The sequence below is a fragment of the Dactylosporangium cerinum genome (genome assembly GCF_042653625.1).
Lineage (GTDB): Bacteria > Actinomycetota > Actinomycetes > Mycobacteriales > Micromonosporaceae > Dactylosporangium > Dactylosporangium cerinum.
In genome coordinates, this window is record NZ_JBHSIU010000018.1 from 397,720 (window position 1) to 415,175 (window position 17,456).

Sequence of the window (17,456 nt, forward strand, 5' to 3'; positions counted from 1 at the left end):
TGTTGCTGCGGCGTAGGGAATCGAACCCTTCAGACAAACGCACCCGACGATTTCGACGGACGACGCCTAGATCAAGCCCGAACGCAACCACGCGGAACCGCATGCAATTCCTACGATACGTGATCATTCCGCCGCTGACGAGCGTCGAGTCGGACACCTGACTTCCCCTCTCACGGTTTCGGGAAGTTGTTCTCCGCCACGACGGGCAGCGTGGTGACGAGGGCGGTGCCGCCGGACGCGACGGTCTCGGCGACCACCCACGCGCGGTTGTTGACGTTCGGCGCGAGGGTGCTCTGCTGGCAGCGCACGCCGGTGCTGAAGCCGAGGAAGCTGTTCTGCCGCACCAGCGCGAACGGGCCGAGCTGGCCGTACAGGCTGACCCCGTCGACCGGGGTGTTCAGCTTGGTCAGCCGCCGGCCGGTGACGACCAGCTCCGCGAACGTGTCGGTGATCCAGGTGGAGTGCACGTTGCTGACAGCCACGGCGTGCCGGTCGCGGCGGTGGTCGAACGGCACCATCACCCGCACGGTGTTGCCGCGCACCTGGACCGTGCGTCCCTGGCTGGCGGCGTACCCGACGTGGATGCCCTGGGTGAAGTCGTGCACCGTGTTGTCCAGCACCCGGATCGAGTTCATCGCCCCGGCCAGCTTGATGCCCGCGCCGCCGGCCAGGTAGTTGCTGAGCGCGTCGCGCAGCCCGTTCCACCACGACTCGGGGATGTCGGCCGGGCGGGTGGGTCCGGTGACGTAGCGGGCGAAGACCACGGAGGCGCGCCGCCGGGTGCCGTGCTGGCCGATCAGGACCGGCGCCCGCTTGTCGAACTCCTGCGCGAATGCCAGGACCGACGGTTGCAGCTGCGCCGCCGGCACCAGGCGGATCGTGGCGGCGAGGACGCTGGCGAACATCTCCCGGGGCAGGGTGTCCAGACCGGCGGTCTTGGCCGGCACGTACCGGACCGTGTTGTCCTTGATGAGCACGTCCAGGCCGCCGGTGACCAGGATGCCGGTCTGCCAGGCGCCGGCGGTGCACTGGTTGCCGGTGACCCGCACCCGCAGGCAGTTGCGGACGGTCAGCGCAGACCCGTCCGGCGTCGGGCCGTCCGGCCGGCCCAGCACGGCGCCGGTGACGGTCACCTCGCCGCAGTTGACGAACGTCACCGCCCCGCCCTGCTGCGGCGCGGGCCCGGCGCCGGCGACCACCTGGACGTCGCTGAGCCGGGCGTCCTGGCAGCCGGAGAACGCGATGACGGACTCCACGCCGGACGCGCCCCGGATGACCGTCGCCGGGCCGACGCCGGTGAGGGTGACCCTGGGCGCGCTGATCACCACCGGCGTGTGCACCACGTACTCGCCGGCCGCGAGGCAGATCTCGCCGCCGGTGGCCGGCAACGCGTTGACCGCGGTCTGCAGGTCCTCGCCGGGGAACACGGTCACCGTGCAGGTGGACCGGTCGCGCAGCTCGGTCAGCGGCCGGAACTTCGGCCGGCAGTCCCGCTCGACCACCTTCGTGTCCAGGTTGACCAGGGCGAGCGGGACGAACGCCCGGGGCACCCCGTCGGGCGCCGCGGTGACCCGCCGCTCCACGGACGGCTCGGTCTCGGGCCGCAGCGCCGCGCCCCACCAGTCGCCGGTCTGGTAGTTGCCGGAGCCGGCGGTGAAGAACACCCCCAGGTTGCGGGTGCCGCGCGGCGCCGGCACCTGGCCGGTCCCGCCGACCGACTCGCCGTCCCATCGCCGCACGGCCAGACCGGCTGCGCCCGCCGGCGCGCCGACCGCCCGGCCGAGCTGCAGCACGTCACCGCCGGCGCCGGCGGTCACGTCCACCACCCGGTAGAGGGCGCCGTGCGGCTGACGGTCCTGCCGGCGGGCCAGCCAGGAGACCTCGACCAGGTCGTCCCGGGCGAACTTCACCCCGCCGGCGAACGCGAGCGTCACCGTGTCGCCGGTGAACGCCTGCACGGGCACCGCGGCCGCGCCGTTCTCGTAGGACCACGCGAACCGGGCGGTGGTCGCGGTGCCCGGGTCGAGCACCTCGACGCGCAGCAGCCCGTCCGGCACGGTCCCGCGCGGGTCGCCGGGCGGCGAGCACGGGTCGCCGGCCGAGGGCGGCGCGGTGCGGTCGATCGTCAGCCGCCCCGTCGACAGCGGCACCAGGTTCGCCGCGGACATCGCCTGGGCGCAGGTGGTCTGGGCGGTCGGCACCGCCCGGACCCGCCAGCCGACCCTGGTCCGGGCCGCCGAGTCGACCGGGTGCAGCGCCGGGTCGACCAGCGCCGTCCAGTCCTCGGCCGGCTGGACGTGCTCCTGGAACACCTCCAGGTACACCAGGACCCGGCCACCGGCCGGCAGTGGCGGGGCGATGCGGTCCTGCTGGCTGTACCGGACCGGACCGGGTGCGAAGGCGGCCTGACCGTCGACCCAGATCCGGCCCGCGGCGATCTCCAGGTCGAGCGCCGGCGCGGTGACCACCGAGACGTTGAACGCGGTGCTGCCGTCGGGCACGCCGGCCGCCCCGACCACGTCACGGGCCGCCTCGGCCAGCGCCCGGGTGGTGGCGTCGAGGTTGAGGTTCCACTCGTGCTCGACCAGGACCCGGCCCTGCTGCAGCCGGGCGCCGGTCCACCGCTCGTCCCGCCGCAAGGGCACCTTGGTGTAGTCGCCGGTCATCGTTCCTCCCAATCCGCCACGACCACCGACGCACGCAGCCCCAGCGGCACGAACTCCTCGATACGCCCGGCGAACCGCCGGATCAGTGCCGCCCGGCCGGCCTCGTGGTAGGCGCCCACCTCGCCGCCGTCGCCGGCCGCCCGCAGCAGCGGGTGCGCGTCGTCGGCGTAGTCGAGTGCCGCGTATCCGGCCGCGCCGAAGCCGTCGGAGACGAACCTGGGCGGCGGGTGCGGCCCGCTGGCATAGGTGACCGGCCACCGGGTGGGGCCGCTCGCGGGCCGGGCCAGGTAGCTGTGCCGGACGCCGCCCTCCTGTTGCTGCACGACCTCCAGGCCGTCGGCGAAGACGGAGTCCACCGCGGACACCGACTCCGCCGCGACCGGCCCGAGGAACGTCACCGCGCTGGTCACCAGCGCCGGGGCGAAGCGGCTGGCCCGGTCGACCGCGGCGACCGGCGGGGCGGCCTGCGGGTCGCCGCCGCACGGGCGGGCGCGGCGGCGCCGGCCGTCCACCACGCTGTCCGCGATCGTCACCGGCAGCGCACCCAGGTCGGCGCGCAGCGGTCCGACGACGCAACGCCGGAACGTGAGTGCGAGCTCCCACGCGTCCGCCGCGACCTCGACACCGCCGGCCGCCGGGTCCTGGGTGATCCCGTCCAGGGTGACGGCGGCGAGCCTGGCGCCGAGCCGCAGGGCCCCGCTGTGCAGGAACCCGGCCAGTTCCAGCCGGCCGCCGTCGAGGTCGAGCGCGAGGTCGCCGACGACGGTCGGGGTGGCCCCGGCCGCGACGATCCGCCAGCGCGGCGCGGCCGGAGTGAACGCCTGCGGCGGCGGCGCGGCGAGCCGGTCGGAGGTCTCCAGCCGGATCTCCACGTCGGGCACACCGTCGCGGCCGGCGGTCGGGTCGAGGCCGGCGGACAGCGTGCGCGCCTTGGCGAACGCGGCGGCGAGGGTCGGCTCGGCCGAGGCGGCGGCCGGGTTGACCACGACCACGACCCGGGCGGCCGGCCGTTCCTCGGCCCGGCTGGCGAGCGCGCCGAACGTGCCGGCGAACGCCCGGTGCCAGGTGGCCCGCACCGGCCCCGTCAGCCCGCCGCCGAGCTGGACGTGGCCGCGGTTCGGGTCGACGAGCACCTGGCCGGGTCCGGGCGGCGCGGGCACCGCACCGGTCGCCGGGACCGCGCCGAACCGCAGCGCCGACGCCGCCACCGGGCCGCCACCGGCGGTCAGGCTCAGCAGCGCACCGGGCCGGGCGAGCGGATGCGCGGCCGGAAGGTCCCACAGCGCGCCGTAGGTGACCGGACCGAGCGCCTCCAGCACCCGGTAGGTGGCCCGGACCGGGGCGTCGGTCTCGTCGCCGGTGCGGGTGCCGGCGACGTCGGGCTCGGACTCCGACGCGATCCGCGGGCGGCGCGGGCGAAGGTACAGCGGCACCTGCCCGCCGAGCGGGTCGAGGGCGAACCGGTTCGGCTCGGTCAGCGGCGCCGCCGCGGTGTCGGTGAGCGTCCGCACCTGCCACGGCCAGACGACGGCGGTGACCGCGCGCGGATGCCAGCGGCCGCCGGGAGTGAAGACCCGCCGGCCGGTCTCGAACGGCCCGTTCGCCCGGGCCCGGGCCACCCGGTCGCCCGGCGCGTGCACCGCCACCCGCAGCGGCGGCGGGTGCCCGGGCCGCTGCGCCCAGACGGTGTGCTGCCAGCCTTCCAGCACCCGCACGGTCAACCCGGTCACCACGAACCCGAAGTCCTCCAGCGCCGCCGGGGTGCCCTTGCGGCGCCGCAGCGCCACCGCGAACGCGACCTCGCGCCGGCCGGCGTCCGGCGGCAGTCCGAGCAGCGCGCCGAGATACGGCACCGCCCAGTCGGCGCAGGACTCGATGAAGAAGTCCTCCCAGAGCCGGTCCAGGTCGGCGTGCAGCGCCTCGACCTGCCGGTCGACCCCGCCGAGCAACACGTCGAGCAGGCGCGGCGCGCCCGGCTCCGGTTCGGCCCGCACGGCCGGCGGCAGCCACCGGGCGACCGTCCCGGTCACGGGGTCACCGCCGTGACCACCGGGTCGGGTGCCAGCGCCACCAGCTCGTACCGGGCCGGTGGCCCCTGGGCGGGTGCGGCGCCGAGGGTCAGCACCGGCACCCCGACGACGCCCGCGGCGGCGTGGACGTGCACCATCACGTCGGACCGGTCCAGCGCCACGCCGAGCGCCCGGTCCAATGGGTCCAGGGGGCCGCCGGCGGCGGTGAGCAGCGCGACGACGGCGGCGACCACGTCCGCCGGCCGGGCCCGCGGGTCGGGCACGATCTGCGCGGTGAGCGGCAGGAGGGTCACCGTCCCGGCGGTGACGCACAGCGGGACGGTCACGTCGCGGCGGCCGTCCAGGTAGGCGGCGAGCGAGGCCACCTCCGCCCCGATGGGCGGGCGGGGCCCGGTGGTCCCGAGCCGCAGGAACGCCACGTGCTCGCCGGTCCGTCCGCACGGGCAGCCGGCCGGTCCGGCGCCCCGCCAGGCGGCCGCGTGCGAGACCCCCGGGAACGCGCGGGCCAGGTCGGCCAGGTCGGCGCGGGACACGGCCCGGTCACCGACGCGGGAGCGGCCCGGCGCCAGCCGGCGGATCCGGCGCGGGTCGTCCTGGTCGGCGCCGCCGCTGGTGGGCCCGGCACCGACGACGCGCTTGACCCCGCGGACGCTGCCGAGCAGCGCGGTGATCGCCCCTGCGGGCAGCTCCCCGACCGTGCCGCCGCCGACGCGGTAGGTGGCGGCGACGGTGTTGCGCCCGGTGGGCAGGCGGTTGCCCTCGACGCCGTCGCCGGTCACGACGGTCTGCGCCCCGTCCGGGCCGAGCGCCGTGGTGTACGCGTCGGTGGCGCCGGCGCCGTACAGGGTGGGCCGTTCGGGCCACAGCAGGCCGGCGACGCGGACCTCGAGCGTGCTGACCGGGGTGCCGTCCGGTGCGAGGTCGGCGGTGACCGGCGCCTTCGGCACCGCGAACCGCTGGCCGGGCCGGCTCGCGTCGCCGCTGCCGAGGGTGCTCACCGTGGTGCTGCCGTGCCGGACCCGGACCAGGTTGGCGCTGGCCGGCGCCCGGTCGGCGGGCAGCGGCAGGGCGACCCCGACGAGGTCGACGATGAGCCCGCGGGGCGCCTCCGGCCCGCCGCCGGGCGGCGGCAGCTCCTGCGCCGAGGCGGGGGCCGGCGTGCAGGCGAGCACGTCCCAGGTCCCGGCCGGGTTCCGCAGCGTGATGCGCTGCACCGGGTGGGCCGCGCCGGGCGCCGGGTAGAGCCGCAGCCGGGCCGGGCTGCCGGTGACGGCCGTGGGCAGGTCGTAGTGCTGGGCGGGGATCCTGGGCCCGACGACGTACACCCGGACGGGCCGGCCGGTGATGGTGGCCCGGGCCAGGGCCGCGAGCTGGCTGCCGAACTGCAGCCGTGACGCCGGCACCGTCGAGCCCGGCGCGACCTCCCAGTCGAGCCTGGAGTGCATGGTCGGCTCGGCCACGTCGCAGGCCGGCAGGTTGGTGGTCTCGATCGTGGCGCCCCGGCCGAGGCCCCAGTCCACGACGGCGACCCGCTGGCCCGGCGACAGCTCGTCGAGCTGCGTGTCGAGCACGACCGCGGCGCTCTCCAGGTTGGCCGGGCCCGTGTAGAAGGCGGCGAGCTGCAGCTTGTCGTTCGTCGCGCTCGGGGCGCCGGTGGCCGGGATGCGCACCGCCGCGGTCTGCCGCCGGGCCGAACCGGCCGCCGTGACCACGCGGTACGCGGCGTACACCTTGCTGGGGTCGCTGAGCAGCGGGCCGAGGTCCCGGTCGAAGGTCACCACCACCGTGCCGAGGTCGGCGACCCGCTTGCGCACCCTGGCGACCGCGAGCGGGGTGGCGCCGGCGCTCATCGCCGCCTGGTACAGGTACCACCACCAGATCAGCCAGATCCACCAGGTCGACCAGTCGGCGCTCCACGGCGGCGGGGCCGCCGGCCCGGTCGGCGCCAGTTCCTCGACGAACAGCACCCGGTCACCGACCCGGAACCCTGGGTCCTGCAGGAAACGCAGGGTCGGCCCGGTCGGCGCGGCCGGCACCGGGACCGGGGTGGCGGTGAGGCCGGCCCGGTCGGCGTACAGCTGCGTCTCCTCGGCCACCTCGAAGACCTGCGCCGGGCGGTCCGGGGTGCCGGGTGCCTGGACCCTCGTGCCGGCCGGCACGAGGGGCGCGGCACCCCGGTCGGTGTCGACCATGACCCAGCCCTGCGCGGCGACCCGCTGCTGCGGCCGGTACCCGACCAGCCCGGCCAGCCGGCGCAGGTCCGTCCAGTCCTGCGCGGTCGGCAGGTACGCCTCACCGGCGGCCAGTTCGGTGTACGCGGCGACGCCCTCGGCGACGTACGCCCACAGCTGGGCGAGTTTCATCGCTCTCGGGTCGCCCTCCACGTCCCACCGTCGCCCCAGCGGTTCACCATCCACAGTGGACTGCTCGATGTCCCGGACGAGCTCGTCCAGGAAGTCGTGGTACGTGGCGAGCCGGCGGCGCAGCCGGGCCAGCCCGGGCGGGACGACGGCGGGTTCGAAGCTCACCGGCCACCTCCGACGATCACGTCGAGTCGGCCCCGCGACGGCTGCGCGGGATCGTCGTCGAGCACCGGGATCTCGCCCGGGCCGACGGTCAGCACGTCGAGGCGCACCGACGCCGGGTCGGTGACCCGCCGGGCCTGGGTCGCCTCGACCCGGTCCACCCCCGGCAGCGCGGCCACCGCGGCGACGACCGCCGAGACGTACACCGGCGTGCCCAGCCCCATCCGGTCCGGGTGGAAGAAGCCGGGCCGGCGGACGGTGCCCGGGCGCAGCAGCGCAAGGATCTGCCCGCGCAGCGCGTCGGCGTCCACGGTGGGCGTCGCGCAGACGGTCAGCTGGAGGAACAGCCCGACCGGGATTCCGGCGACGACGGCGACCTCGGTGCCGAGCATCCGCACGTCGTCGGCGGCGGCCCGCAGCCGGTCGAGCCGGTCGGCCTCCACCGTGGCGGGATCGGCGGCCAACCCGACCGAGGTCCGCACCACCGGCCACGACCCGGACCATTCCCGGGTCGCCGCGGCGCGCTGCACCCCGGGCCGCCCGCTCAGGTAGCCGGCGTGGTCGGCCGGGGTGACCGCGCGGCGCGGGTTCGCCGCGTACGCCTCGGGCGCGTCCCGGCGGGCCCGGTCGAGGGGCTCCGGTTCGGCGCCGCCGGCTGCGGGCACCGGGTTGCGGGCGGCGGCGACCTGCTGCCACTGCGGCGGCAGGCCCGGGCCGGCGACGTTACGCTCCAGGACGCGCAGCACGTTCGCCGGCAGGTTCCCGTCGGTGCCGGCGCCGACCTCGTACGCCGCGGCGACCGTGCTGCCGCCCGGCGGGAGCAGTCCGGTCGCGCCGGTGCGGAACCGCAGCACCGGCGGCACCCCGTCCTCGGTCTCCAGCACGCAGGCGAGCACCGGGTCGGCGACCTCGACCAGCGACGGCACCAGATCCGGATGGACGGTGCTGCCGGAGGGCAGCACGACGTCGACGTCCAACCGGTACGGGCTGCCGTCGGCGCGCCTGGCTACCGGCCCGGTGGCCGCGGCATCCAGGTGGTACTCCCCCGGCGGCCCGGCCCGCAGCACTCCCGGTCCGGCGGCCAGCCGGCCATGGTGGGCCGGCACGAGGTTCGCGCGGGCGACGGTCACCTCCGGCGCGCCGGCCCGGTCGTCGACGGTCACCGGGTACGCGCGGGGCAGCGCCTCGGCGGGCGACCAGCGCACCGTGTACAGCGGCAGGGCCGGGGCGAGCGGGTCGCTGAGCGGGGCGACCGCGGTGAGCGCGACGACGTGCGCCGGGCGGCTCGGCAGCGGTTCCCGGAACGCCGGCCCGGGCAACGGCCAGGTCACCGCCCGGCCCGCCCAGGCGTGCTGCCGGGCGGTGTCGCTCGCGTCGACCACCTCGAACGCGAGCAGGTCGCCGGGCCCGAGCCAGGCGTCGCCGAGCGGGTCGGCCGGCGCCGGGCGGACCAGTACGCACTCGGTAGCCCCTTCGGGCAGCTCGAACGCGTCGCCGGTCCAGTCGTACACCGGGATCTCGCCGCGGGCCGGCTGCACGGTCAGGTCCGCCTCGACGGTGAACGCCAGCGGCGAGCCGGGTGCGTCGGCGGCGACCGTGCCGGCCGGCACGGCGAAGGGTGCCGCGCCCGGCGGTGGCTGCACCAGCACCTGGGTCCGCGCCGACACGGCCTCGCCGAGCCGGTAGTCGACCAGCCGGACGTGCCGGCGGACCGAGGTGCGCCGCCGGGCCGTCTCCAGGTATGCCTCGGTGGCCTGCCGGTCCAGCCGGTAGTGCAGGAGGTCGCCGACGTGGGCGAACAGCTCGGCGACGGTGATGTCGGGGTCGGCCGGCGACAGGTCGGCGTCCGGGTACTCCCGGTGCAGGAACTCGACCAGCGCCTGCCGCAGCCCGGCCCAGTCCCTGGCCAGGTAGTCGTGCACCGGCGACGGGCGGGGTGCCGGCTCCGGCTCGGCGGCGGGCAGCCAGCTGGCGCTGTCGTCGCACTCGGGCCGCAGCCGCACCGGCAGCCAGGTCCGCAACGGGTCGAACGGGACCGCGGGCGGTGGCAGCACGTCCAGCCGGTACCGGCCGGGGTCCGGGCTGCCGGTGACGGTCAGCACGACCCGGCCGCCGTCCACCGCGGCCCCGGTGACCCGGGCGGTCCGCGCGCCCGGTGGCGGGGTGAGCCGCCACCGGGCCGGGTCGGCGAGTGCGGGCGGGGGCGGGCCGAACAGCCAGACGTCGACCCGCCGCAGCGCGCCGTCGAGGCGGGCGCCCGCGGCCCGCAGGCCGTGCACGCCGGTCGCCGGGTCGAGCAGGAGCGCCGGGCGGTGCACCGGCGACGGCGTGGTCATACCGGCACCCCCACCCGCACGGTGAGCGTGGCTGGCTCGCCGGTGTCCCGCAGCCGGTAGGCGACCACGGCCGTGACCGTGCTCTCCCCTTCGGTGCCGACGGTCAGCGAGTCGACCACGATCCGGTCGCCGAGGGCGTCGGTGAGCGCGCCCCTGGCCCGCAGCTCCACCAGGCCGCTGAGCGCACCGCCGACCGGTTCGAAGAGTGCGTCGGCGCCGAGCCCGGCGCCGAAGTCGGGCCGGTGCAGCCGTCCACCCGGCGAGGTCAGCAGGACCAGGCGGACCAGGTCCGCGATGTGCCGGGCCGGGTCGGCCTCCTCCAGCCGGCGGGCCGCCGCCAGCCGGTACGGGTGCCGGGCCGGGGTCATCGCCCGCTCACCTTCGTCTGGTATCCGGAGATCTGGGCGGGGCCCTGCGGCGCGCCCGGCCCGTTGACGCACAGCCCGACCGAGGAGGACAGCAGCACCGCCGTGCCCTTCACTTTCACCCGGGTCGCCGGGGCCTGCCACCGCACCTTGACGCACGGCTGCGGCGCGCCGCTGACGTTGAACGCGCACCCGGCGATCGACACGGTCGCGTCCTCCAGCAGCACCGGGTTGCCGCCGACCCGCACCGGCACGTCGGCCGGGGACACCACGCCGGTCCCGCCGTGCGGGCAGGTGATGCTGATCCCCTGGTGCAGCAAGTACGCGCTCATGAAATCTCCAGGGCGCCGTCGTTGAACGAGATGGACGAGTCGGTGATGGTCATGGACTGGCCGCCGAACACCACCGAGACGCCGGACGGGTCCAGCGTGATCTCGGCGCCGGAGGCGGCGGTCAGCACGATCGCCTCGTCGTCGGCGGTGTCCCGGATCTCCAGCCGGTTCCCGGCGGTGGTGACCAGCAGGATCCGGTCCGGCCCGGCGCCCTCCACGCCCGTGCCGTCGGCCCAGGCCGCGCCGGACCACACCGGCACCCGGGTCAGGTCCCCAGCCGGCCACTCGACGAAGACGACCGCGCCCGCGGGTGGGACGAGGGCCAGGCCCACCCCGTCGCCGGCGAACGGCAGCGACGGCAGGCACCAGCCGCTCGTCTCCTCGCCGAGGACCTCGGGCACGGTCGCCTTCAGCCGGCACAGGCCCTTGGGGTCGTCGTTGTCGGCGACCGTGCCGACGTACCGGCCGGGGAAGCGGTCCATCAGAGCAGCCCCCCGCCGAGGGCGCCGAACGGTTCGGCCCCGGTGACCCCGAGGGCGTTGCGGCGCAGCGTCAGCTTCTGCCGGTGCGAGCCGAGCGTGACCTGGTGCCGGACCTTCTCCACCAGGTACTGCCCGGACAGCGTGCTGCCGAGCCCCTTGGCCAGCACCGGCCGGCGGGCCCGGAACAGCACCCCGAGCCGGTCGGTGTCCACCTCCGCGGTCAGGGTGATGCCGTAGGCGGAGCGCCGCGCCATCCCGTCGGCCGCCTCCTGAGGGTCGACCTCACCCTCCACATCGGAGGGTGCGAGCAGCACGGTGACGGCGCCGCCGAGCGACGTGGCGCCCTGCGCATCGGCGTCACCGGCCGAGTCACCGGTCGCCGGGGTGTCCGACAGCGGCGGCACGCGGGTGGCGATCACCCGGTGGCCGGCGGTCAGCAGCCCTTCGACGCTCACCTTGAACGCGTCCCCGCCGAAGCCGAGGGCCAGTTCGGCCTGCGGGTCGGCGGTCGGGTCCAGCGGCCCGAAGTAGCCGGTGACGCCCTGTTCCGCGGCGTCGAGGTAGGTGACGTAGCCCCACTTGCCCGCCAGTGCCCGCAGGAACGCCCAGTCGGTGCCGCGCTGGAACGCCACGTGCACGTCCGGGTCGGGTCCCTCGGGCGTGTCGGTGACCTCGGCGCTCATCCCGTATGCGGCGAAGATGGCCGACGCGATGGCCGAGTCGCTGCTGCCCGGCCAGCCGACCACCTTCTCCTCCGCGTCGAGGTCGAGGCTGCGGTCGATCGCCTTGACGGTCAGCTTCGAGCTGCCCTCGGCGTCGATCTCCCAGGTCGCCTCGGTGGAGTAGCCGTCGAAGCGGTACACCGTGTCGCCGCGGGTGACCTGCACGACGAGCGGGGTCCGCGGGACGACCAGCGGGTCGAGCAGGCTGACCCACTCGCCGTCGTCGGTGGGCTCCAGCTTCGCCGACAGGGTGACCGCGTCGGCCTCCCAGGTGGCCTCCTCGACCAGGATCTCGTCGAGGTTCGCCAGGTCGTCGGCGCCGATCTCGGTGCCGTCGATCTCCAGCAGCAGGGTGGTGTTGGCCATCGCGTCACGCGCCCGGCAGGTTCACGCGGCGGCCGGGGGTCTCCAGGTCGGCCGGGTCGTCGGCGTCGTTGGCGTCGGCGATGCGCCACCAGGCGGTGCTGTCCCCGACGACCGCCCTGGCGAGCAGGTCGAGGCGGTCCCCGTCGCGCACAGTGTACGAGCCGGTGGTCCCGGCCGGCGCCGGCGCGATCCGGGGCGCGGACATGACGACGGTGCCGCCGTCCGGGGTCGGGACGGTGATCGTGGGTTGTCCGGCGTACCGCGACGGCATGTCAGCCTCCCAGTTCCAGCATCTGCGGCAGTTGCAGCACCGCCTTGACCTCGCGGGCGCCCCGGTAGAAGTCGGCGGCGAGCCGGGCGAGCTTCTCGTCCTTGGGCAGGTCGGCGGTGCGCAGCACGGTGAGCCCGACGTCGGCGGTGGCCCGGATCGGGTTGAGCAGCGCGTCGAACGCGGTCTCCCGGATCACCAGCGACTTCACCTGGACCGGCGTGATCCGGGTCGGTCCCCACGCGAAGAACACCAGCGGCGGGCGGCCGACCGGGATCGCGTGCCCCTTCGGCTTCCCCGCGCCGAGCAGGTCGCCGACCAGCCCGCCGAGCAGCGAGCTGCCGACCGGCTGCATCAGCATCTCCAGCGCGGCCAGGCGCGGCGAGATGCCGAGCGCGGTGGTCAGCGGGGCGCTGTCGGCCAGCCCGTCGGTCGCGTCGAACTCCAGCTTCAGCGTGTACTCCTCGCCGGCCGGCACCGGGGCGGAGCGGGCCGCGGCTGACCCGGTGCCGCCGGCCGGGCCCGCACCGGCCGTGGTGGCGGTGAACGTCCGGGTCACCTCGACCGGGTTGTACTGGCAGAACACGATCGTCGGGATCAGCCCGAGCACCGGGTCGGAGAAGGACAGCAGCATCCCTTTGAGCAGCATCAGCGGTGTCCTTCCACGGTGGACTCACGGACGGCGTCCGCGACCGCGCGGGCGATCTGGGCCTCCGGGCCGGCTCCGGTGGCGTGCCCGCTGAGCGCGCCGGCGATCGCGGCCCGCAGGCGGTGCGGGTCCGGCGTCGCGTCGACGTGCACGGTGAGCCGGCGGGCGGGTTCGTCAGCCATGACCGCCGCCGATCCAGGACTTGCCGAGCTTCTCGTATTCGCGCCGCATGGCCCGGTCCAGGTGCGCCGGTTCGACCGGCCCGCCGGACGCGGCGGCCAGGAACGCGGCGGCGAGCGCGGCCTGCACGATGTGCCCACCGGCCAGCTCGGCACCGGCGAGTGCCGCCGGGTCGACGCCGCGCGTGGGGACGTCGCGGGGGAACGCCCGCCGCCACAGCTGCTCCCGCAGCTGCGGGTCCGGCGGGTCGAACCGGATCGTGAACCGCAGCCGCCGCAGGAACGCCTCGTCCAGCGCCGTGCGCTTGTTCGTCGCCAGGATCGCCAGGCCGGCGAACGTCTCCACGCGCTGCAGCAGGTAGTTGACCTCCAGGTTGGCCCACCGGTCGTGCGCGTCGCGCTGCTCGGTGCGCTTGCCGAACAGCGAGTCGCACTCGTCGAACAGCAGCACCGCGCCGGCCCGTTCGGCCTCCTCGAACGCGAGCGCCAGGTTCTTCTCGGTCTCCCCGATGTACTTGGAGACGACCGCGGACAGCTCGACCCGGTAGAGGTCCTGGCCCAGCGCGTTCGCCACCGCCTCGGCGGCCATCGTCTTGCCGGTGCCGGGCGGGCCGTGCAGCAGCGCGACGACCCCCTGCCCGCGGGGCAGCACCGCCCGGAAGCCCCAGCGTTCCAGCACCTGGTGGGCCAGCTGGACGTGGCTGACCAGCTCGTCCAGCTGCTGGCGGGTCTCGGCCGGCAGGACCAGGTCGTCGAGCGTGAACACCGGCTGCACCGGGGTCGCGACGCGGGCGAGGTCGTGCCCGGGCCGGTGCCGCGCGGCGTGCCAGACGTCGTCCGGTCCGGGCGGGTGTCCCTCGACCCGGGCGCGGGTGAACGCCCGACGCAGCGTGTCGGCGATGTCCGCCGGGCCGAACCGGTACCGGGCGGCGAGCCCGTCGGCGGCGCCGGGCGGCAGGCCGTGGCGGGCGAACGCGGTCCGCCAGGCCGCGACCCGCGCCTCGAGCGGCGTGGCCGGCAGGTCCACCGTGTACGTGTCCGGGGTGCCGCCGGCGCCGTGCGGGCCGTGCGCGAGCAGCGCGCCGTCGGCCGGTCGCCAGCCGGACGAGACGAGGTCCTCGGCGCTCATCACCGGGACCGCGGCGCAGACCCTGGCCAGGAAGCGGCACTCCGCGACGGAGTCGGCCTCGACCGGGGTACGGCCCGCGTGCAGGACCGCGGCGAGCGCGACCGCCCGCGCTCCCGGGCCACGCAGCAGGACGGTGCCGCCGCCGCGGATCGCGCGGCTCAACCCGGCCACGAGCGGGTCGGTTCCGCCGCCGCTGTCCGGCAGGTCGGCGCAGGCTATGGGTGCGGTGCCGGCCAGGTGGCGGCGGGCGGCGGTGGTCAGCCGCAGCGGCGCGTGCGGCCCGGGCGCTGGTGCCAGGACGCCGCCGTGGATCAGTGGGTCGGCGTCGGTGTGCTCGACCGGCGCCGGCAGGTCGAACCCGGCGAGCAGTAGTCGCAGCAGCGCGGCCGTCGGGTACCGGCGGGCACCGTCGTCGTGGCAGCAGCCCAGCGCGACCCCGAACTGCGGGTCGGTGTCCGCCCACCAGGCCGCCGCGACGGTCAGCGCGCCGGCCTCGTCGAGCCCGAACGAGGTGGCGAGCACGCCCAGCCGGCCCGCGGTCATCGCGGTCCGGCTCGCGGCTCGGAACTCGTCGGCGTTGGGGTCGACCGGCGCGGCCGGGTCGATGCCGGCCAGCAGCCGCGCCACATCGTCGTCCTCGCCACCGGCCGACCTCCAGGCGCCGCGCAGCCGGCGCAGGTATCCGTCGACGGCCAGCCGCCACGCGGCGAGCCCGCAGCCGAGGCCGAGGTCGCCGCCGTCCGGCGGGGCCACGGTCAGCTGGTCGAGGCTCACGGCGCCACCTCGAACGCGAAGGCGGGCCCGGCCACCCGGCGCGAGCGCAGGGTGAACGCGTGGCCGCCCGGTGCCGTCGCGGCCGGCACGGTGACCGTCACCGAGGTGGCCGACACGCTGTCCGGGGCGACCGCCCGGCCGTCCAGGAATACCTCGGTGTCCGCGGCGCAGTGCGCGGTGGTCAGCACGACCGGGCTGCCGGCGGTCGGCGGCCGGTCCAGCGACAGCACCGTGGGCACGACCGTCAGGCCGATGCTGTCCCGGCCGGCCGGCAGGCCCTCCATCATGGACACCGCGTCGAGCCGGCGCACCCCAGGCGCGAGGTCGTCGCGGGGCAGGCGCATCCGCACACCGTCGACGTCCTGGGACAGCACGGTCATCGGCCAGCCGCCGGCCGGCGCGCCCGCCGGGTCGTCCACCTCGGCGGCGAGCTGGAACGCGGTCTCCGCCGACCCGCCGAGCACCCGCACGACGGTGGGGGTGTCGGCGCCGATGCGGGTCGGCGCGGCGCCGAGCAGGCGGGCGCCGAGCGTGCCGACGAGGGTCCGGGCCGACCCGACCGGCGCGCCCGGCACGTGCCGGGCCTGCTGCTCGACCACGACCAGGCTGATCTCGTAGCCGACCGACAGCCGCAGCGGCTGGGCCGCCGCGGTCCACACCTTGGTCAGTGCCTCCAGGTCGAGGCTCTGCAACGTGATCCGCAGCGGCTCCACCAGGTCGCTCGACGCGGGCAGGAACGGCGAGCCGGCGCCGACGATCGCGCTCTCGTGCAGCCGGCGCATCGCCGCCGCCAGGGTGACGTGGGCGACGAGCTCCTGATCGCCGGCGCTGGTCAGCGCGGCCGGGTACACGGAGAGCAGGTAGTGCAGCGTGAGCGCCAGGGGTGGCCGGCCGAGGGAGGTCACGGTGCCGGTCCTGGGGTGCTCCATCGCCCGGAACCCGGGGTGCGGGGTGATCCGGTACAGGTACCAGTTGAGCCGCGGCCCGTCCGCCTCCCGGTCGAGCGGGCCGATCGTCACGTCCGGCTTCGGTTGGATGCCCGCGTCGGCGATGCCGGCCTCGGCGAGTCGCTTCAGGACGGTGTCGGCGACCTGGATGGCGTTGGCGGGTGTACTCATCGTGCACCGCCGTGCCGGGAGCTGCCGGCGCGCCGGGCGTGCAGCGAACCGAACGGGTCGGGCACGGCGGGCGGTGCGGGCGGGGTGACGACGGTGATCTGGTCGATCCGCACGACCGGCGCGGGCGCCGAGGGGGCGGGCGCCGGTGCGGGGGCCGGCGCGGCGGGAACCGCCGGCAACCTGAACGCCGACGGGATGCTCGAGGTGGCGGCGTCGCGGGTGGGGCGACCCGGCCGGTCAGCCGCCGCGCCGACCAGCGGCGGGCGGTCCGGGTCGATTGCCGGGTTCACCGGCGCCGGCACGTCGAACACCTCGACGGCGGCCGGTGAATCGCCGGCCCGGGTCACCGTGACGGTCACCTGCCCGGGCGCCGGGCCGCCTTCCGCCGGTTGGACGGCCGCGCTGGTCGGCACCGGACCGTCGAGGTCCGCGGGGAAGGACGGCGGGACCGCAGGCGTGGGCGTGCCCGGGCGGCCGGGTTCGACGACCGCGGCCGGATGGGTCACCTCCGCCGGAAACGGCGCCGCGGCCGGGTCCGGCGGGGACGTCTCGAACGGCGGCGCGGGGACCTGCCGCGCGTCGGCGACCGGCGGTTCCGTGGCGACCGGCTCGACAGGTGGTTCATCCGCGCGCCCGGTCGGCACGACAAGATTCGCCTGGTCCGTCGGCGGCGTCGGCGCTTTCAGGTCCGCCGGGGCCGCCGCGGCCACCGGGGCCAGCAGGGCCGCCGGGGCCGCCATCTCCGGCGTCGGCTCGGCGGGCAGTGCCGGCACGGATTCCGGTAGGCCGTACTCGATCGGGCTCAACGCACCGAGCTGCGCGGCGGGCCGGTGCGCCCGGGAGACGAGCGCGGCGAGGGGGTTCACCGTTCCGCCTCCACGTAGGCGGCGAGGCGGCTGCGCCGCGAGTCCGGCAGCGCCTCGATCGTCGCCAGGTCCCAGTGGTAGGCCGCGGCGAGCAGGTGGATCTCGCGGTCATAGCGGCGCAGCAGGTCCAGCAGGCCACGCAGCGCGAGGGTCTGCGCGTCGACCGCGCACCGGACCGGCTCGGCGCAGGCCGGGCAGCCGAAGACCAGCGGCCCGCAGAGCGAGTCGTCGACGCCCGCCAGGTCATCCGCCGTGGCCGGTCCGCGCCCGGCCACCGTGCAGCGGCGCAGCAGCTCGGCCGCGCCGGCGGAGCCCACCGGCAGCCCGGCCAGGTCCGCGTAGGTAGGGGGCCGCACCGGCCCGTCCCCCACGCCGGACGGCGGCGGCAGGGTGTCGGCGGTCAGGACCACCTCGCCGAGCACGCCGCAGGACGGGCAGGCCGCCGCGATCGCGACGTCCCGGCCGGTCAGCGCCCGGTGCAGGCCCAGCAGCACCCGGTCCCCGCCGCCGAGTGTCAGCCCTGCCGTCGGCACCCCGGCGGCCGCCAGCACCCCGACGGCCTGGGCCAGCTCGGTCGGTGCCGCGAGTGCCGCGGCGAGCGCCGGCAGCGAGGGCGGCGCGGCGGCGGGCAGGGTGGCCGGGGTCATCG

Annotated in this window: 15 protein-coding genes; all 15 read right to left on the minus strand. The window is 76.6% G+C overall.

Annotation, left to right across the window (positions count from 1 at the left end):
• Positions 1-170: 170 nt before the first annotated feature.
• The 15 genes from ACFPIJ_RS17405 to ACFPIJ_RS17475 are packed head-to-tail and all read right to left on the minus strand — an operon-like array spanning position 171 to position 17,454.
• On the minus strand, positions 171-2,666 hold the full coding sequence (locus tag ACFPIJ_RS17405) for a hypothetical protein (RefSeq protein WP_380116074.1): 2,496 nt from the start codon (positions 2,664-2,666) through the stop codon (positions 171-173).
• Positions 2,663-4,696 (minus strand): hypothetical protein, encoded by a 2,034-nt coding sequence (locus ACFPIJ_RS17410; protein WP_380116076.1) that lies wholly within the window; start codon positions 4,694-4,696, stop codon positions 2,663-2,665. The genes ACFPIJ_RS17405 and ACFPIJ_RS17410 overlap by 4 nt, the downstream gene beginning before the upstream one ends.
• On the minus strand, positions 4,693-7,224 hold the full coding sequence (locus ACFPIJ_RS17415) for a baseplate J/gp47 family protein (protein WP_380116078.1): 2,532 nt from the start codon (positions 7,222-7,224) through the stop codon (positions 4,693-4,695). Before ACFPIJ_RS17415 ends, ACFPIJ_RS17410 begins: the two co-directional genes overlap by 4 nt.
• Entirely contained in the window at positions 7,221-9,557 is a 2,337-nt protein-coding gene (locus tag ACFPIJ_RS17420) for a baseplate J/gp47 family protein (RefSeq protein ID WP_380116080.1), read from the minus strand. The genes ACFPIJ_RS17415 and ACFPIJ_RS17420 overlap by 4 nt, the downstream gene beginning before the upstream one ends.
• Positions 9,554-9,925: a GPW/gp25 family protein gene (locus ACFPIJ_RS17425; protein WP_380116082.1), complete on the minus strand. Its 372-nt coding sequence runs from the start codon at positions 9,923-9,925 to the stop codon at positions 9,554-9,556. The genes ACFPIJ_RS17420 and ACFPIJ_RS17425 overlap by 4 nt, the downstream gene beginning before the upstream one ends.
• The gene (locus ACFPIJ_RS17430) at positions 9,922-10,254 is read right to left on the minus strand and encodes a hypothetical protein (protein ID WP_380116084.1); all 333 of its coding nucleotides are present in this window, start codon (positions 10,252-10,254) and stop codon (positions 9,922-9,924) included. The genes ACFPIJ_RS17425 and ACFPIJ_RS17430 overlap by 4 nt, the downstream gene beginning before the upstream one ends.
• Positions 10,251-10,736, minus strand: a complete 486-nt coding sequence (locus tag ACFPIJ_RS17435) for a phage baseplate assembly protein V (protein ID WP_380116085.1) — start codon at positions 10,734-10,736, stop codon at positions 10,251-10,253. Before ACFPIJ_RS17435 ends, ACFPIJ_RS17430 begins: the two co-directional genes overlap by 4 nt.
• Positions 10,736-11,824: a hypothetical protein gene (locus tag ACFPIJ_RS17440; RefSeq protein ID WP_380116087.1), complete on the minus strand. Its 1,089-nt coding sequence runs from the start codon at positions 11,822-11,824 to the stop codon at positions 10,736-10,738. The genes ACFPIJ_RS17435 and ACFPIJ_RS17440 overlap by 1 nt, the downstream gene beginning before the upstream one ends.
• A gap of 4 nt (positions 11,825-11,828) precedes the next feature.
• Positions 11,829-12,095 carry a hypothetical protein gene (locus tag ACFPIJ_RS17445; RefSeq protein ID WP_380116088.1) on the minus strand — a complete coding sequence of 89 codons (267 nt, stop codon included), beginning with the start codon at positions 12,093-12,095 and terminating at the stop codon, positions 11,829-11,831.
• A gap of 1 nt (position 12,096) precedes the next feature.
• Positions 12,097-12,741: a hypothetical protein gene (locus tag ACFPIJ_RS17450; protein ID WP_380116089.1), complete on the minus strand. Its 645-nt coding sequence runs from the start codon at positions 12,739-12,741 to the stop codon at positions 12,097-12,099.
• Positions 12,741-12,923, minus strand: a complete 183-nt coding sequence (locus ACFPIJ_RS17455) for a hypothetical protein (protein WP_380116091.1) — start codon at positions 12,921-12,923, stop codon at positions 12,741-12,743. The genes ACFPIJ_RS17450 and ACFPIJ_RS17455 overlap by 1 nt, the downstream gene beginning before the upstream one ends.
• Positions 12,916-14,823, minus strand: coding sequence for an ATP-binding protein (locus ACFPIJ_RS17460; RefSeq protein WP_380116093.1), 1,908 nt, complete (start codon positions 14,821-14,823; stop codon positions 12,916-12,918). The genes ACFPIJ_RS17455 and ACFPIJ_RS17460 overlap by 8 nt, the downstream gene beginning before the upstream one ends.
• Positions 14,820-15,941 (minus strand): Pvc16 family protein, encoded by a 1,122-nt coding sequence (locus ACFPIJ_RS17465; RefSeq protein WP_380116095.1) that lies wholly within the window; start codon positions 15,939-15,941, stop codon positions 14,820-14,822. The genes ACFPIJ_RS17460 and ACFPIJ_RS17465 overlap by 4 nt, the downstream gene beginning before the upstream one ends.
• Complete coding sequence (locus ACFPIJ_RS17470; protein WP_380116096.1) at positions 15,938-16,807, minus strand: hypothetical protein; 870 nt, start codon at positions 16,805-16,807, stop codon at positions 15,938-15,940. Before ACFPIJ_RS17470 ends, ACFPIJ_RS17465 begins: the two co-directional genes overlap by 4 nt.
• A complete protein-coding gene (locus ACFPIJ_RS17475) occupies positions 16,804-17,454 on the minus strand; it encodes a hypothetical protein (RefSeq protein ID WP_380116097.1) in 651 nt (216 codons plus the stop codon). The genes ACFPIJ_RS17470 and ACFPIJ_RS17475 overlap by 4 nt, the downstream gene beginning before the upstream one ends.
• Positions 17,455-17,456 lie beyond the last annotated feature (2 nt).

Excerpts from the sequence above, each read along its gene's own strand:
- ACFPIJ_RS17405 (WP_380116074.1), bottom strand. The coding sequence starts at position 2,666 with ATGACCGGCGACTACACCAAGGTGCCCTTGCGGCGGGACGAGCGGTGG.
- ACFPIJ_RS17420 (WP_380116080.1), bottom strand. The coding sequence starts at position 9,557 with ATGACCACGCCGTCGCCGGTGCACCGCCCGGCGCTCCTGCTCGACCCG.
- ACFPIJ_RS17425 (WP_380116082.1), bottom strand. The coding sequence starts at position 9,925 with ATGACCCCGGCCCGGCACCCGTACCGGCTGGCGGCGGCCCGCCGGCTG.
- ACFPIJ_RS17430 (WP_380116084.1), bottom strand. The coding sequence starts at position 10,254 with ATGAGCGCGTACTTGCTGCACCAGGGGATCAGCATCACCTGCCCGCAC.
- ACFPIJ_RS17435 (WP_380116085.1), bottom strand. The coding sequence starts at position 10,736 with ATGGACCGCTTCCCCGGCCGGTACGTCGGCACGGTCGCCGACAACGAC.
- ACFPIJ_RS17440 (WP_380116087.1), bottom strand. The coding sequence starts at position 11,824 with ATGGCCAACACCACCCTGCTGCTGGAGATCGACGGCACCGAGATCGGC.
- ACFPIJ_RS17445 (WP_380116088.1), bottom strand. The coding sequence starts at position 12,095 with ATGCCGTCGCGGTACGCCGGACAACCCACGATCACCGTCCCGACCCCG.
- ACFPIJ_RS17450 (WP_380116089.1), bottom strand. The coding sequence starts at position 12,741 with ATGCTGCTCAAAGGGATGCTGCTGTCCTTCTCCGACCCGGTGCTCGGG.
- ACFPIJ_RS17455 (WP_380116091.1), bottom strand. The coding sequence starts at position 12,923 with ATGGCTGACGAACCCGCCCGCCGGCTCACCGTGCACGTCGACGCGACG.
- ACFPIJ_RS17465 (WP_380116095.1), bottom strand. The coding sequence starts at position 15,941 with ATGAGTACACCCGCCAACGCCATCCAGGTCGCCGACACCGTCCTGAAG.
- ACFPIJ_RS17475 (WP_380116097.1), bottom strand. The coding sequence starts at position 17,454 with ATGACCCCGGCCACCCTGCCCGCCGCCGCGCCGCCCTCGCTGCCGGCG.